Origin of the sequence: Vibrio eleionomae (genome assembly GCF_009874545.1) — a bacterium.
In the GTDB taxonomy this organism is placed as follows: Bacteria; Pseudomonadota; Gammaproteobacteria; order Enterobacterales; family Vibrionaceae; genus Vibrio; species Vibrio nitrifigilis.
Map to the genome: position 1 here is coordinate 14,505 of NZ_WEKT01000058.1, position 15,973 is coordinate 30,477.

General features: G+C 44.3%; 16 protein-coding genes. 2 read left to right on the forward strand and 14 right to left on the reverse strand.

Annotated elements, in window-relative coordinates; genetic code table 11:
- Window positions 1-165: 165 nt before the first annotated feature.
- The 9 genes from F9817_RS20185 to F9817_RS20225 form a co-directional block, all read right to left on the reverse strand.
- Window positions 166-1,101, reverse strand: coding sequence for a LysR family transcriptional regulator (locus F9817_RS20185; RefSeq protein WP_161157979.1), 936 nt, complete (start codon window positions 1,099-1,101; stop codon window positions 166-168).
- 37 nt (window positions 1,102-1,138) lie between these two features.
- Complete coding sequence (locus tag F9817_RS20190) at window positions 1,139-2,062, reverse strand: acyltransferase domain-containing protein (protein ID WP_161157981.1); 924 nt, start codon at window positions 2,060-2,062, stop codon at window positions 1,139-1,141.
- Window positions 2,063-2,072: 10 nt separating this feature from the next.
- Complete coding sequence (locus F9817_RS20195) at window positions 2,073-2,699, reverse strand: malonate decarboxylase holo-ACP synthase (RefSeq protein ID WP_161157982.1); 627 nt, start codon at window positions 2,697-2,699, stop codon at window positions 2,073-2,075.
- 9 nt (window positions 2,700-2,708) lie between these two features.
- Window positions 2,709-3,662 (reverse strand): AEC family transporter, encoded by a 954-nt coding sequence (locus F9817_RS20200; protein ID WP_161157983.1) that lies wholly within the window; start codon window positions 3,660-3,662, stop codon window positions 2,709-2,711.
- A gap of 67 nt (window positions 3,663-3,729) precedes the next feature.
- Window positions 3,730-4,527 (reverse strand): biotin-independent malonate decarboxylase subunit gamma, encoded by a 798-nt coding sequence (gene mdcE / locus F9817_RS20205; protein ID WP_161157984.1) that lies wholly within the window; start codon window positions 4,525-4,527, stop codon window positions 3,730-3,732.
- A complete protein-coding gene (locus F9817_RS20210; RefSeq protein WP_161157985.1) occupies window positions 4,520-5,674 on the reverse strand; it encodes a biotin-independent malonate decarboxylase subunit beta in 1,155 nt (384 codons plus the stop codon). Before F9817_RS20210 ends, mdcE begins: the two co-directional genes overlap by 8 nt.
- Window positions 5,675-5,690: 16 nt before the next feature.
- Window positions 5,691-6,554, reverse strand: coding sequence for a triphosphoribosyl-dephospho-CoA synthase (locus F9817_RS20215; protein WP_161157986.1), 864 nt, complete (start codon window positions 6,552-6,554; stop codon window positions 5,691-5,693).
- Window positions 6,555-6,559: 5 nt separating this feature from the next.
- Window positions 6,560-8,215, reverse strand: coding sequence for a malonate decarboxylase subunit alpha (gene mdcA / locus F9817_RS20220; protein WP_161157987.1), 1,656 nt, complete (start codon window positions 8,213-8,215; stop codon window positions 6,560-6,562).
- A gap of 344 nt (window positions 8,216-8,559) precedes the next feature.
- Window positions 8,560-8,859: a hypothetical protein gene (locus F9817_RS20225; protein WP_161157988.1), complete on the reverse strand. Its 300-nt coding sequence runs from the start codon at window positions 8,857-8,859 to the stop codon at window positions 8,560-8,562.
- A gap of 236 nt (window positions 8,860-9,095) precedes the next feature.
- On the opposite strand from F9817_RS20225, the gene F9817_RS20230 reads away from it, so the two are divergent.
- Window positions 9,096-9,983: a LysR family transcriptional regulator gene (locus F9817_RS20230; RefSeq protein WP_161157989.1), complete on the forward strand. Its 888-nt coding sequence runs from the start codon at window positions 9,096-9,098 to the stop codon at window positions 9,981-9,983.
- Window positions 9,984-9,996: 13 nt separating this feature from the next.
- On the opposite strand, the gene cueO is transcribed toward F9817_RS20230, so the two are convergent.
- A complete protein-coding gene (cueO, locus tag F9817_RS20235) occupies window positions 9,997-11,541 on the reverse strand; it encodes a multicopper oxidase CueO (protein WP_161157990.1) in 1,545 nt (514 codons plus the stop codon).
- Window positions 11,542-11,698: 157 nt separating this feature from the next.
- Between cueO and F9817_RS20240 the strand changes: the two genes are divergently transcribed.
- Entirely contained in the window at window positions 11,699-12,766 is a 1,068-nt protein-coding gene (locus F9817_RS20240) for a YncE family protein (protein WP_161157992.1), read from the forward strand.
- 142 nt (window positions 12,767-12,908) lie between these two features.
- On the opposite strand, the gene F9817_RS20245 is transcribed toward F9817_RS20240, so the two are convergent.
- From F9817_RS20245 to F9817_RS20260, 4 genes are all read right to left on the reverse strand, one after another.
- Window positions 12,909-13,496: a P-loop nucleotide/nucleoside kinase family protein gene (locus F9817_RS20245; protein WP_161157994.1), complete on the reverse strand. Its 588-nt coding sequence runs from the start codon at window positions 13,494-13,496 to the stop codon at window positions 12,909-12,911.
- A gap of 85 nt (window positions 13,497-13,581) precedes the next feature.
- Entirely contained in the window at window positions 13,582-14,097 is a 516-nt protein-coding gene (locus F9817_RS20250; protein ID WP_161157996.1) for an RNA methyltransferase, read from the reverse strand.
- 102 nt (window positions 14,098-14,199) lie between these two features.
- A complete protein-coding gene (locus F9817_RS20255) occupies window positions 14,200-14,775 on the reverse strand; it encodes an NAD(P)H-dependent oxidoreductase (RefSeq protein ID WP_161157997.1) in 576 nt (191 codons plus the stop codon).
- A gap of 74 nt (window positions 14,776-14,849) precedes the next feature.
- Window positions 14,850-15,650: an AraC family transcriptional regulator gene (locus tag F9817_RS20260; RefSeq protein WP_161157999.1), complete on the reverse strand. Its 801-nt coding sequence runs from the start codon at window positions 15,648-15,650 to the stop codon at window positions 14,850-14,852.
- Between the last annotated feature and the right edge of the window lie 323 nt (window positions 15,651-15,973).

The window sequence follows — 15,973 nt, forward strand, 5'->3', positions numbered from 1 at the left end:
GTGTAGGCAACTGGCCAATAATTATTCGATAACTAGCTCACGCTAAAAAATGACAAAAGAGTAAATAGCTGAATCCCCGTTGGTTATTTTTTGTGCGAAAAAAGACCAATGTTACAGGATGGACGATAGATCACTATCTATGAGTAAAGAACGCTGTTTTATTACTTATGAAGACTTCTGCCAGCGCAAACTGTACATTCGGCATTCAGCAATTAACGCGCGAATTGCAGGGTTATGTTCACTCGCTCGGTTCATCAGTAAATAAATGCCATGAGATTCGGTTAACTCTGGGGATAGAGGGTAAAACTCAAGGCCGATTTGATGGGACACCTCTGCAAGTCGAGATGGAAGCAAAGCGGCGTAAGCGCCTGACTTAAGAGCAAAACTTAGACCAAAGATGCTAGAGAACTCAGAGTGAATATCGACCTTACTATCGAGTTTTGCGATGACTTTATCAAACGCTTCGCGTAGTCCAAATCCTTTAGTCAGAGTCATATACGATTGCTTTTTTAAGTAATCCGCTTTAATTGGCACCTCAGACTTACCCGGTTGCTCGCCACAATGCGCAATGGTGAAACTCAACATGTCATCAAACAGTTTCATCGCGGTATGATGAGGGCTATTTTCTAAATGATGATCCCCATACACCATCAAGACATCAAGTTCAGATCGCTTGAGTTTTTCCACTAATTCACTATTTGAACCGGAATGAAACTCTAACTGCACATCTGGGCGGCGCTCTTTATAGGCCGTTAATAGGTGAGGGACGAGATCAACTGTGAGAGAGTTAACCGAACCTACGCGAATTTTTTTGGGTGTAATGCCCGCAGATATTTGCGTGTTATCGATGGCTCGCGATAGATCACTTAATGCTGACACGCACTGCTGATATAAAATGTTCGCCGATTCTAATGGCACCAAACTGCGGCCACGTTTTTCAAACAATACACAACCGAGATCTTCTTCCAGAGCATGAATAGATCGATACACAGATAGCGTATTGATGTCCATGGCTTCTGCCACTTGACCCATATTGTTCTGTTCCATGTAACTGATGAAAATTTCCAAACGTTTAATGGTAGTTGGAATACGTCTATTCATGCTTGCTCACTGGCTGAACGTTGTTGTTAGCGTAAATTTAGCCATATTTACGCGCGAGTGCTGCAAGATTAGCCAGATTTTCTGACTCAGCAGCGACCGAAATAGTATCGGGCATGCTGGCTTTACACAACCCTGTTAGAACACTGCCAGGTTTCATTTCAATCGCTAATGTTACGCCACGTTCTTTGAGCATCGCGACGGTTTCCCACCAGTGAACCTGACGCGCCATATTGTGGGTCAAATCATCGCGAATACGCTCAACTGGCACCAATACGCGGGCGGCATTCGCACTCACATAGGTGATGTTAGGTCGCTTAAACTCGAGCGATTCAAAGGCATGTGAAAATTGTTCTGCTTGATTAGCTAATAACGCACAGTGTGATGGCACATTGACTTTCAATAAGCGCGCACTGGTCGCTTGTTTGGTTAGAGCAAGGTCACAAACGGCTTGTAATGAATCCACTCGTCCTGAAATTACCACTTGCGATTCGGTATTGATATTGGCGATATAAACCACATGACCTTGCTCTGTCGCATCAGCTAAGAGTTGTTTTAGAGTCGGCAGTGGTAAGCCAATGACCGCTGCCATGGCATAGCCCTCAGGATAAGCATTAGCCATCAACTCACCACGGCGAGTGACTAAATCTAAACCTTGTTCATAGCTAATGATGCCCGCGCTGATGGCCGCAGGAAAAGCACCAATAGATAGACCAAGTACATACTCAGGTTTCATGCCCAGATCACGCAAAATTTGAGCATAGGCATAACTGCATACGGTGAGCGCCACTTGCGTGTTGCGGTTATTCAACAATGCTGTTTCGTTATCGAGTTCTAAGACATCTTGTCCTAAATGATGGCTGGCGCGATTGAGCAGTTGTTGTCCGATGGGAAATTGTTGCAGATCCGTTAGCATGCCTGCCTTTTGCGTGCCTTGGCCAGGGAAAGTGAAGAGTATTGCCACGATAAGATCCTTAATCTTGAGGTTGCCAGGGAGTGAGAGTTAAATAGGGACCGTGTTGGCCTTTCATCATGATACTGCCATCAGCGTGCAGCCACTCGTTCATCGCAAATGCGCCATATGGGGTCTCTATTTGAATATCCGGACGTTGCTCTAATTTGCTTAACTGCATAGCGACATAGCGACAACATGATTTGTCTAGAGGCTCATGACTGAGAATACGCAGGTCAATATCACTGTTGAGGTGAGCGGTTTCAATATCAGTGGCTAATTCAAAAGCTAAACTGCCAGTAATTCCCCACGTTAGGTGAACATGACTCATGATATTCGCGACTTGAGTTAATGTATCCCAATGTGGCAATGGGTGCTGTGTTTGCCTAGCATGCCACTTCTGCTGTGATGCAATTTGTTCTGGAGTCACAACATGAGAGACTGAGTCCGGAGTAACGTAACTCGCATGTCGCTGCGAGCGGCTAAAACCACGAATGCCGATCGCAATGCGATCGGCAGGAGTCGGTTCTCGTCTTACGACTACAGGGCGGTGAAGTAGATCATGATGATCAAACCAATCTGGCTGTTCATTGTCATCATCGAGTTTGCTAACCCATAGTAAATCATGTGGTTGAAAGACGAGTTGCATAATCACCTCTTACAGCAAGAAGTACATAAAAATTGGCATAGTAATCGCGAATAGAATGGTTGATAGCAGTAGAGTACCTTCTGAATCTTCATCTTGTACACCAAAGCCGTTACCAAACATCACACCGAAGAAACCTGTTGCCAAAGCAATTAAGAACACTGAGACAGCCAGTAGGGTCGCAGGTAGGCCAAAGGCCACTGCAATCACATAAGCAATAATCGGTTGAACTAAGTTTTTCAAAATGAAGCCGAAGATAACCGCGCCGGTTATATTCAGTTTGCGGGCAGAAACGATCAAGCCAGTAAGGAATAGAGCACCACCGCCTGCAGCTGCAGCTAGAGGTTTTAAGGCGTGAGTCAGTAAGTCAGGCATTGTTGTACCAAAGCAAGAGAAAATAGTACCTAGAATCGGCCATAGCACGATAGGGTTTTTTAGCGCTTTGATAAGCAAAGGAACAACCAATGAGCCCATTGATGCCTTTTTGTATTCTGCTTTGGTTTCTTTTTCTAATACCATCAACGTCAGTGGTGATAAGAAGATAGAACCACACGCGATAGAGATTGCTACGTTCAGAGCAATATCACTGCCGCTCGCGCCCGTGATGGTTTCGCTTAAAATTGGCACGCCCAGAGCGGCATAGTTAGGTAAGGAAATAGTCAGAGCATAAATAGCCGCTTGAGCGGGCTCTTTATCAAATACTTTACGCGCAATGTAGTAAGTGAATCCCCATAGAATCCACATCGCTAACACTAAAATCGCAATCAATGGCAGTTTCGCGATAAAACCAGCGACAGGAGTGTGCCAAGTTGCGGTAAATAGAGCAGTTGGCAGTGCAAAGCGCATGACAAACACGTTTAAAACAGAGACATTTTTATTGTCCGCAATTTTGCGGTAGCCACAAAAATAACCCAAACCTAAAACAACGAATATAGGGGCAATGGCATTAAGTACAGCATGAAACATAATTATTTTACCTTAAAGGGCAGCATAGCTCTGAGGTGTACGATGAACTATGCTGCGGTTTAGACGACTACCAGACTTTCGCCATTTGTTGGCGAACTTCTAGTGATGCACTGCGATTGCCGTTATTAAGGCGACCAGAAAGATCACGTTTGGTGTCTTTGGCTATGTCATCCAGTGCTTCGGCTAGAATGCTAGAAATGACATCGATATCTTGAGGTGCTGGCGCTTCAGCGTTAGTTACAGGTGTGTATTTCCATAACATGCCCAAAGTGCTGTAGTTCTGAATGTCGTAAGCCATTGGCGGGATAGTCGCTGCCAATTTTTCTAGTTCTGCAACCGAGCGTAACGTGATACGCGCAGCTGATGCTTTACCCATTGCGTGTACCATACAGCCTTCATCATCAAGTGCGATGAGACGGTTAGCTTGATAGCCATGGGCGAGGAAACCACCCGACATTGCTTTACCCACAATAAGGCCAACAACAGGGTGACCTGCATTACGTGCTGTTCCGTAAGCGTTCGCAGCAGCTGCTAGGGCTTGGTGGATGCCGTAAGCTTCTTCACGGCGGCCGTAAGCTTGCGAAGGAACATCAATGACGGCAATAATGGCCGTTTTTGTATCGCAGTCTTTGTCTTGAGAGACCACTTCACTGATAGCTTTTGCCAAATTCCAGCCTTCCAACAGACCCACTTCACCTTTACGTGCGCGTGGAAATGCGTTGTTTTCGTCAGTAACGACAGCAATAAAACGTGCTTTTTGGTTACCAATCGTGTCATCAACCACTTTGACTGATGGGATAAAACCGTCGGCAGCGGTGCCGTTTGCAGTTAAGGCATTAAGCCAAGTTAAACCACGATTACTCATTGGATTCTCCTTTGGCAAAGTAATGACGAACAAGTTCTGGAGTGGCTTGTTCCTCTTTGTTCATTTCAGCGAACACAGAAAGGAAGTGTTCAACTTGTTCACAGCGAGCGACAGTAGGCAGCGGCTGGTTGATAATACGGGTTACTTCACTGAGGATTTGCTCTGCGTCATCTTCTGCAAATACATCAGCAAACTCAGTGGAAAATCGTGCCTCGCCACCAGTAAATGACCAGATGAATGGACGATTACGAGAATCGTATTCTTCGATGCCTGCTTCTTGTTCAATAACCTGAGGACCGTTAAGACCTAAACGCGCTTCTTTAGTTACGATTAATTTGCTGCATAGACCTGCTGCGATCGACATACCACCAAAACAGCCCACAGTACCGGCAATAACACATGTCACTGGTACGTATTGGCGCAGGGCAATGATGCCTGCGTGGATATCAGCAATCGCTGCAAGGCCAAGGTTGGCTTCTTGTAGTCGAACACCACCGGTTTCAAATAGCAGAACGACTTGAGTTGGATTACCGGCTTTTGCATCTTCAAGTGCCAATTCAAGAGCTGTGGCCATTTTGGCACCGGAAATTTCACCAATCGCACCGCCTTGGAATGTACCATCGATACCGATAACCACACTGGATTTACCATCGATCGTGCCTTTTGCGACCACACATCCGTCATCGGTTTGTGGCACCACACCTTGTGGTACTAACCAAGGGGAGAATGAGTGATATTCGTTACCCATCACTTCACGGAATGTGCCGTTATCTAGGATAAACTTAGCTCGTTCACGTGCCCCCATTTCGATAAATGAAATAGTGCCAAGTGGTGTCGCAACGACGGGCGATGCTTCTGTGGTAATTTGTTCTAGTGCTTGGATAAGACGTAGACCAATTACCCCAGGCGTGGCGCCAAAATCATTAATGGTCACTTTCATGCTTGCGGTTTGTGCATCAAATTGACGCTCAAAAATCGCTTGCCAAAGTGGTTGACGGTTATCGACTGAAGTAATGAGGTCGATATCAATTTGAGTGTTGTCTGTTGGTTCAAGCAAAATCTCTAAATCACCTGAACCGACGTTACCTACACGGACCATCTTGCTAATAGATTGTTGTCCCTGATAGGAAAAATGTAGTTGTTCCATGAGTGGAACCTCCCGATTATTTGGATAGTTCTGAGTGTTCAACCCAGTCGACAAACAGAGTGGCAGCCAGTAAATCTGCGGCGCCGCCTGGTGAGGCATTCAGTGCCATCATCTCTTGGTCTAGCTGCTCTAACATGGCAAAGCCTTTATCAGTGCTCACACCACCTAGGGCCAAAATGTCATTACTGCGGCTTTGTAGAAGCTGTTGTCCTTCTAATCCCGCCCGGCTCAACACACAGGTGTCAGTCAAATGGGCGGTAAGCGCCAACAAGGCATTAAGGCGCGCCTCTGTTTCTGAATGGCCAAGTAAACGACTGAGACGCAAAGTAGGCAGAGCATGATCAGTAATGGCAGGAAAGCCTAACTGAGCTTGTTGTTTCGCCCCATTCACCTGATAGTGATTGATGGCACATTTGCCCTTACTGAATGTATTCGGCACATGCCGATCCTCTAGACGGGCAATGTCGCTAGCAATCTCACATAGACCTTCAGCAGTCAGTGGATGAGATGACGATACTTGCGCTGAGGTACTGAGTAGACCCAAAGCCCAAATTGCGCCGCGGTGAGTGTTGATACCGCCGGTTTCTGTCATCATTGCCACTTCGGCTTCACGACCTAATGCACCAATTTTTTCACGTAACCAAACCGATACTGGTTGTTGGTTAGCGGCTTGCGCCATTTGTGAAAAATAGGGAGCCAAACACATTGCAGAGCGCACCATCAGGTCTAATGTCAGGTCGGTATGAGAGCCAGTATTTCCGGCATCGACCAATCCTGGCTTTGGTGTCAGCGTGACTTCAGCAATGAGTGCTTGCTTTGCCAGCTCACCAATGAGATCGCACACTGGGTTTAATGGGATACTTCTCTGACTACTTTGCATCGTGATCACCAGCTACGGTATTTTGCTGGTGGTTGGTATAGGCCGTCCGACCATTTCACTAAGTCGGCAACACTTTTCGCTGCAAGTAGTGAACGATTAGCATCACTGCGTTTGATGCCAAGATCTTCTGGCGTCGCGACTTTACCGGCTGCACGTAGCTCTTTGACTCGCTCGGCAGTGACACGCTGGCCAAATTCAGAGACACCTGCAACCGCTGCAATCATCTCTTTGCGCTCATCAAGGTCTTTTGCCATGTAGAGATAAGCGATGCCTTCTTCTGTTAATAGGTGGGTAACGTCGTCGCCATAGATCATAATTGGAGCAACAGGCATGCCCGCTTTTTTGGCTACATCAACGGCGTCAAGGCGATCAACGAATGTCGATTTTGAACCGTCTTGGAAAGTCTCAACCGCTTGAACCACGAGTTTACGACCTTTTACCACGTCTTTTTGTTTCTCTTCATCGGTGATCATGTTGAGCCATGCGTCAGTCGCATGACGACGACCACGTGGGTCATGGCCCATATTTGGCGCGCCGCCAAAACCAGCTAGACGACCATGAGTGACGGTTGACGAGTTGCCCTCTGGGTCCATTTGTAGTGTTGAACCGATGAACATGTCAGCAGCATATTGACCTGCTAATTGACACATAGTGCGGTTTGAACGCATTGAACCATCCGGGCCAGTAAAGAACACATCAGAGCGAGCTCGAGCGTATTCTTCCATACCCAATTCACCACCGAAGGAGTGCACGGTTTCTACCCAGCCAGATTCAATGGCAGGGATAAGTGTTGGGTGTGGATTCAGTGTCCAGTGCTTACAGATTTTGCCTTTCAGGCCAAGTTGTTCACCGTAAGTGGGTAGGAGTAATTCAATCGCCGCAGTGTTAAAACCGATACCGTGGTTTAAGGTTTGCACACCGTGTTTAGCGTAGATGCCTTTAATGGCCATCATTGCCATTAAGATGTGAGTATCTTTAATCAAGCGAGGGTCGCGAGTAAATAACGGCTCGATGTAGAAAGGCTGGTCTGCTTGAACAATGAAATCGACCCAGTCACCGGGAATATCCACGCGGTCTAAGTCGTCAGTGTTGTCCACGATTTCATTAACTTGCGCAATGATTAAGCCATCTTTAAACGCAGGCGCTTCAACCAACCCAGGAGTATCTTCAGTAGAGGCACCAGTGTAGAGGTTACCTTTGCGGTCCGCTTTGTAGCCACATACTAAAGCGACATTAGGAATTAAGTCAGCGTAGAGACGAGCATAAAGCTCAATATAAGTGTGAATCGCGCCGATTTCTAAAATACCATCTTCAAGCATCTGTGCTACGCGAACACTTTGTGGGCCTGCGAACGCAAAGTCTAATTTACTGGCGATGCCTTTTTCGAAAATATTCATATGTGATGGCAAGCTCACACTTGGCATGATCATATGAAGGTTGTTAATTTTATCCGGATTTACCTGCTCTAGAACGCGAGCAAGGAAGTCTGCTTGTTTTTGGTTATTGCCTTCGAGAACAACTCGGTCGTTCGGCTTAATCAGCAGTTCCAGTGCGTCAACCATTTTTTCGGTTGGCAGTACTTTCCCATCAGCCAAAGACGCTACCGCCTCAACACGCGCTAGCTTTTCTGCTCTCTTAGTTGTCCATTGTTTGGTAGACATTGAGATACCTTCTCTTTGAGATATGAATACACGTTACTGATTAAATTGAACTTTCTGTTCTGCTTCAGTAACTCTGTTAATCCATAATACGAGTAAGGAGATTAAGAAAAATCAGCACGAATGAATGCTCTATATACAAAAAGTGATAATGTTTGATGGGCAAATTATGTGTGATGCCTTATGCGGCTTCACTCCAATAGCTTTTTTAGATTATCCTGCTAATTTTTTGCAAGTCTTATGGGGAGTTTTAATATAAAACACTGTCTTAAGCGGTAACAGTGTTCTTGGGCGGTACTGACGGAAAGTAAATGCTGTGAGAGTGACTCTCACAGCTTAATATTGAGTCAAGACAAGTCGTTCATCAGAATTTCGAACTCCTCGACGGCATTGTCTACGTCATTATGCAATTGAGCAGCATCTCGACGGTCTAATATAAGCTGCCATTTTTTGTGATCTTCTTCAGTGATAACAATCACCTTAGTTTTATCTCCCATCTGCTTAAATTCCACATGATCAAGATCTGCCGTAAAGTGGTCGTCTGTTTCGCTAATATCAACTTCTATGGTTCCACACACTTTGACTTCTATATGAGCATGAAAATGCTTTGCATCTTGCAATGTGTAGTCGCGTTGGACTGCTATCATTGGCGTTCCTCCATGATGATACAGGTTTGGGTTTTATTGAGTTTAGAAGGTATTGATAATTTTGTTAGTGTAAAAAGTGTGGCGAAATATTAATCAATAACTAATGCGGCATCACTCGCTGCAAAGTCACCGTGATGTCGATGAGTGTTGATGAAAAACAATGAGATTTATGAAAGGGTTAGCAAAGTATGGCATTATCGTAATTCGTGCTTTTATTAAACTAAATGGGTAGAGAAATGGAACGGATTGATTGCGATCGTATGTTTGTCGCCGTAATGGAGTTAGGTAGCTTTACCAAAGCCGCAGAGCGTATGGGAACCAGTAGTGGTCAGGCATCAAAACTGATTTCTCGCCTTGAGCAAGTGTTAGGTGTGCAACTGTTAAAACGGAGTACCCGCTCATTAGTCGCAACGGATGTAGGCCGAGGTTATTATGAAGGCATTAAAGCGATTTTAGATGACTTTGATGCGTTAGATGACTCCATTCGCAATGCCGCCCATGATCCCGCGGGACGAGTACGCATCTCAGTACCGGTCACATTTGGCGAAACATTATTAACTCCGGTTCTTATGGAGTTTGCAAAGCAATTTCCACGAATTCAGTTAGATGTTAAATATGAAGATAGGGCAGTGAATATTGTCGATGAAGGGTACGATCTCGCGCTTAGAATCGGTCACTTAAACGACAGTAGCCTTATTGCTCGCAAACTGTGTGACATTCATGTTTGGACGGTAGCAAGCCCTGCTTATTTGGCGGAATTCGGCACACCAACCCACTGGCATGAACTTAATGACCATCAACTCGTGATCGATTCAAACTTTCGCGATCCTAATCACTGGACCTTTCGTAATGCTGAGGGAAAAGTGGAATACTGGCCAGTGGCAGGGCGGCTGCGCTTTTCCAATGCATCGGCCTGCCAACTCGCTGCCAAACAAGGGCTTGGGATAACTAAGTTGCCCTCGTTTGTTGCACAAGATGATATTGCCAACGGCGATTTGATTTCTGTACTCAGTGAGTATGAAATCCCAGCACTGGGCTTATATGCTCTCTATCCACCATCTAAACATTTAGCGCGTTCTTCTCGGGCATTTATTGATTTTTTGGTGGAGAAATTTCGCCCCTGATTTGCCCTTAGTTTTAACTCACGGTGAATGACGTCATCATACCGGTATCTTCATGTTCAAGAAGGTGGCAATGGGCCATATAAGCGTGTTGCTTATCGGCAATGTGATCGAATTTCACCAATACCTTACTGCTTGAACTGTTGACCAAAACGGTATCTTTCCAACCTTGGCGGTGTGGTTCTGGTGGGCGGCCATTTTCCGATAAAATTCTAAATTGTGTGCCATGAACATGGAATGGGTGCAACATCATGCCACCGACTTCCCAAATTTCATATTGACCTTGTTTGACATTAAACGCCGGTTTTCCCATAGGGAATGGGATGCCGTTAATGGAATTGCTCGTGAATACTTCTTCATGAGTAGGGGTTGGCATATTGCCCATCATTGAAGACATATGGCTCACATGGCCACTCATTGACCCCATGGCTTTTTTACCATATTTTGCGTAAAGCGCTTGCATACCTGCCATGTGAACTTTCCCGTGGTGGGTGAGGGCAAACCCTCTGGTTGGAATGTTATCCAGCTCCGGAATACTCGGTATTACCACTAATTTTTCGACGAGTTTTCCTTTAGTTGGAGCTAATTCTGGGGAGAGGGAAAGTATGGATAGTGGCTTATCAAAGGGAGGCAGTGTCATAGCAATCTGGTCGGTTGGTAAGCTCATTAGATCAAAAGGTTTCCCATCACGAGCATCAATTAACACCTCAAAACGCTCACCCATCATTATGGGTAAATGTTTCACTGCATGAGGTTCAGCGAGCAGTCCACCATCACTCCCCACAACATACAAAGGCCGCTGATCTGAGGTCGTGATATTGAGTACGCGGGCATTACACCCATTTAACAGTCGCAGACGAATCCAGCCTTTGGCGACTTTTTTATAGGGATTGACGACACCATTAGTTAGCATAGTGTTACCAAACCAACCTACCGCAGCGTGCATCAAATCCAAGTTATAATCGACTTCGCCGCTATCCGAGAGGCTTTTATCTTGTAGGACGACCGGAATATCATCCAATCCCCATTGATTGGGAAGAGCAAGAGCAGAGGATGAAGGTTCGTCTACAATAAACAGCCCGCCGAGCCCCATTGCGACCTGTTGTCCTGTGACGACGTGAGTATGCGGGTGGTACCAACAAGTCGCGGCGGGTTGATCTACGGTGAATTGAGTTTGCCATGTATCACCGGGTTGAATCGTCTGTTGTGGTCCGCCATCGCTTGCCCCTGGGACTAACAGACCATGCCAGTGAGTGGTGGTTGCCACCGGTAGTTTATTCGTTACTTTAATGGTCGCGGTTTGGCCACGTTTTACTTTTAAAGTGGGGCCAAGTAATGCGCCATTGTATCCGTAGGTGTGCCCTTTACGAGTGTGATCCCAGTGAGAAATTCCTTGCTGTACAGTCAGTTTGATGATGCCTTGGGCATCGGGTTCCAAGATGCCTGGAACGGGCATTTCAATGCGCTGAGAGGAAGAGGCAAGAGCGTAACGTATTGAGAAAGGCAGTGCATTGATTGCTCCAAATACAGCTGCACCTTTGAGAAAGTGTCGGCGGTCCATATTTTTATCCTATCTAGTGATTAAACAAAAACATAAACCTTTCCCTAAGGGGAGGGTCAAGCCTGAAAATTAACGTCAAATTAATGTAATGATAATGATTCGTATTTGTTGTTGTGTTATGTTGTAGCGTAATTTCATCTATGAATGGACAATTATCATGTTAAAAACAAATCCTGCTCGCTCATTGATTTCTCTTACTGTTATGGGGCTTTTAGCTGTCTCGGTAACGGCGAATGCTACGCCTTTGGTTGATGGTCAATCGCCAGTAGCAGCGGGTAAAAATGTGTATCAAACCGTTTATGGCACCCAAGACAATAGTGTTTATGTGGCGGCTGCGGGTGGTGATAAAGGTGAAATACATGTGTTTTCTGGTCGGTCTTTAAAGCCTGAATCAGTGATTTCTATGCAAGATAAACCGCTTGGGTTAGCGATAGATCAGCAGCATAACTTGTTGTTCACTGGTAATACCTTTAATGGGTCTGTGACCAAAATTGACCTCACTACAGGTAAGGTGTTAGCCAATTTGACGTTAAGCCACCGCGCACCGAAAGGTACGCCTCGTGATCAGTGGCCACCAATGGTGCATGCGGTATTTTTCGATGAAGCACACAATGCTATTTATGTGACTGGAGCGGCAAAGCAAGGCGTCGTTTGGAAAGTGAACGCCACAACATTCAAGCTTGAAAAAACGATACGAGGTGTTGGTGCTGTGCCAACCGGAATGGCATTAGATCATGATACCGGGTTGCTCTACGTCACTGTACATAGCGACAACAAAATTGCAGTGATTGATACCCAAACGGATCGTATCGTGAAAACCATTGGTGCGGGGCAAAATCCGTTGGCAATCGCGATCAATCGTCAACTAGAACAGTTGTATGTAGCTAACAGTAAAGATAACACCATCGGTGTGTTTGATCTGAAATCAGATAAACGTTTAGCTTTGATCAAAACAGATAAATTTCCTGTAGATGTGAATGTTGATCCGACCGCGAATCGTTTGTTAGTTGCCAATAGAAGTAGTGGCACTGTACAAGTATTTAATACCGATACTTATGCACTAGAGAAAACGCTCCATCCTGGATTGCACCCGAATACGCTAGCAGTCGATAAAATCCATCATCAAGCTTATGTGACTAGCAAGGGATTGAGTCGTCATGAGAAATCAATGCCGAAAGGCATTAGTAATACCGCTGCCGATGTGATAACGCAATTAACGGAGTAAACTGACTCAACTTAACATTAAGCCGAGAGCAACTTATACCCGAGTCATCTAAAGATGTTGTTTCAGCGAGAATGTCTTCGCGCGAAATTCTGCATCTTGAGGTTATTTAGGAATATATGGTTTGCTCTCAGTTTTTACTCGATTACTTCGTTTCTAAAACCGCTAATATTTCCTGCATGGATTGCTGGTACTCTGCATCACTGGAGTTTTTAAATACCAGTAAGTCATCAACGATATTGGGGTCGTCAAGATAGTCAGGAATGGAGAAATTAACATCTCGAATATACTCATCCCAGTTTTGTAGCTTCCAGGTATCCCGTGGAGAATTACGCTCAATCATACGTTGTTTAACGACATCAACTGCTGTTTCAACCCAAACAACCGTTAAGCGAGCTCCTTTCTCCGCAACTTGCGTTTCCAGTTCATCCATATATTTCTGGTCACGAATTTCGCGGGTAAATGGGGCATTGATCAGGACAATATCGTCATATTCAAGTGCTTCCATCGCGAGGGCGAGGGTAGCGTCGTATTCATAATTACGGATGTGCTCTTCAAAAAAATCGGAGCTGCGATTCACCTCTTGGTTGGCTACCTTAAAAATCTGGTGTGAAAGCACGATCAGGGTATCTTTATCTAAATACACGACGTGTTTAAGTGCTTTTGCCAATTGTTTTGAAATATACGTTTTGCCACTTGCTGGTGGTGAGGTAACCAAAATCAGTCGTTTCATCGTAAGTCCTTATTGTGATTTTTTCTACCACAATAGTAGCGTAAGATGATACGTAAAAACGGAACCGACAAAATAAAACGGATGATTAAGCCGTTTTTACTTTAAGCCGATTTTTATTATCTCGACTGGCCACAACTTGCTGATGATCATCAATATCACGCGGTGTTTTTGCTAATCGGTCGTAGAGTAAAACATTCACTGTTGCGGCTAAATTCATACACCCTACAGTCGGAACATAAACCACATGATTCGCTTTATCGACCACATCTTGTGGTAAGGAGCCATCTTCTGGGCCAAAAAGATAGATGGCTTTTTGGGGATGAATAAAGTTAGGAAGGGCGGTTGCTCCTACAGCAAGCTCAACGCAGACAATTGCCACATCGTCAGCTAATCCAGCTGTTAAATCTTCCATCTCTACTAATTCAATATGCTGACGAGCTTTCTTGGTGTCGGTTTGAAACTTCATTGCTCGATTGTAACGAGTGCCGTTGTAACGAACTTGATTTGCTTCGTAACATCCGGCGGCACGCATCACTGCGCCAACATTGGTAGGATTTTTAGGATTGTACAGGCCGATAACGACGGTGGATTCTGTGGTCATTGTTCTTCTTCATCTCAATTTTGAGCGAAGAGTATATGACTGTGCAGGATGAGCGACAAGTGCTACTAAAGATGTAGTGGTATGAATTAATAGGGAGATAGCCTATTTAAGTCCAAATCGCTCTGATATTTCCAGATTCCAATGTGCTAGTTGCTCTGCGTCAGCACGATCTGCACGATCAAGATAAATGTGATCACTTAACGTTAATCCACAGTACTCCATGATCCCACGGTCAATCGTCATTGAGATAGCTTGCGCCATGCCAGACTCTTCATATTCCGCCATAGATTTACCTTGAGTGTTGATAATGACCACCTGTTTATTCGTTAACAGTCCTTGTTGTTCACCTTGAACATATCGATAAGCAAAACCATAACTAAAAACGCGATCAATATAGCCTTTTAATATCGCGGGCATGCCAGCCCACCAAGTAGGGTAGATAAACGTAATGCACTCAGCCCACGTAATCCACTGCTGCTCTGTTTGAATCAGCGGATCCACTTGGCCATTACGTTGACCTTGAAGATCTTGCTCACTTAAAACCGGATTAAACTCCAATTGATATAAATCTCGCACTTTAACTTCATGGTTTACCGATAATTCATTTACCAATGATTGTTTAATAGAATGATTTAAACTTTGCTGACTTGGGTGAGCGTAAATAATTAAGTGTTTCATGGTCTAATTCCTCAGCGTTTTGAATGATGCCACTTTACAGGGACGATAGCTGGGTGAATTGGACGAAAACGAAATTACTTTTGAGCCAAACAGATTTGTTGCTGTATTGCTAAGTATTGTGAAGGGGTCATCGACAGAAAGTGCTGAAAATCACGAATTAAGTGGCTTTGGTCATAATAGCCACATTCAAACACCACATCCGCCCAATGCGGAATGTTGTTAGCGCTAGTATGCTGCTGTATGAGTTCAATAGTTTTAACAAAGCGTTGATAGCGGTCAAACTCTTGAGCGGAAAACCCTAAGCGTTTTTTGTATTGCATCTGTAACGTCCGCCTATTTTTGCCCTGTTGCTGCGCTAACTGTTTAATTACGTCTGTGGCTTTTTGAGTCGGGTTTATTTCAAGGTTTAATGCGTTCTGGTGAGAAAGGTATTTCTCTGCGACCGACAGTAGATATTGGGTGCTATCGGCTAGAGTGGGTAGGGTTTGCAGTGTTTGCCACATGGTTAAAAAGCAATTGTTATCAACGGCTAATAAATCTGTATCGACACTGCCTGTTCCAAATAACCGATGAAAACCTTCGTGATTGAAATTGATAACCGTGATGCTCGATTTTGGTTGCATACAATATTCAAACGTTTTTTTAACTGGGCCCAACATGAAATAGTGTTCAATGACCAGTGGTGGTTGGCCTTGTAAATGAATCGATATTGGTGTGCCTAAACTGAATATCAGCATTACCTTAAAATGAGGCACAAAAGTGTTTATAACCGCCTGTTCAGAATCGTTAGTTGCAAAATAGAAATGTGAATACACATCGGATAGTGGTTCTGGAACCTTTTCTTTGTGGCTGAAATACCGTGGCATTTTATCCATCACATATCCTATCAAGATGAGCTTAATCTAGCCTAATATTAAGTTAATAAGATGTTATCACCAAATTTTTACTCAGTAGTGATAAAAAGTATTTAATGCGCAAGCAATCTGAAATTCGTCTAACGATAGCTAATAGCCATATTTAAGCTAGGGATTATATTTATTTTTGCCTTACGCACAATTATTAGGAATTAATCACTAGTAAGAATGCCTTTATAACATACATGTCAATATAATATATTGTTTATTAATTATTTTGTTATTAATTGTTTTGCTAATGTTATTTTTTATTTATTAGTCGAATATGTTGTAACCAAAGATGG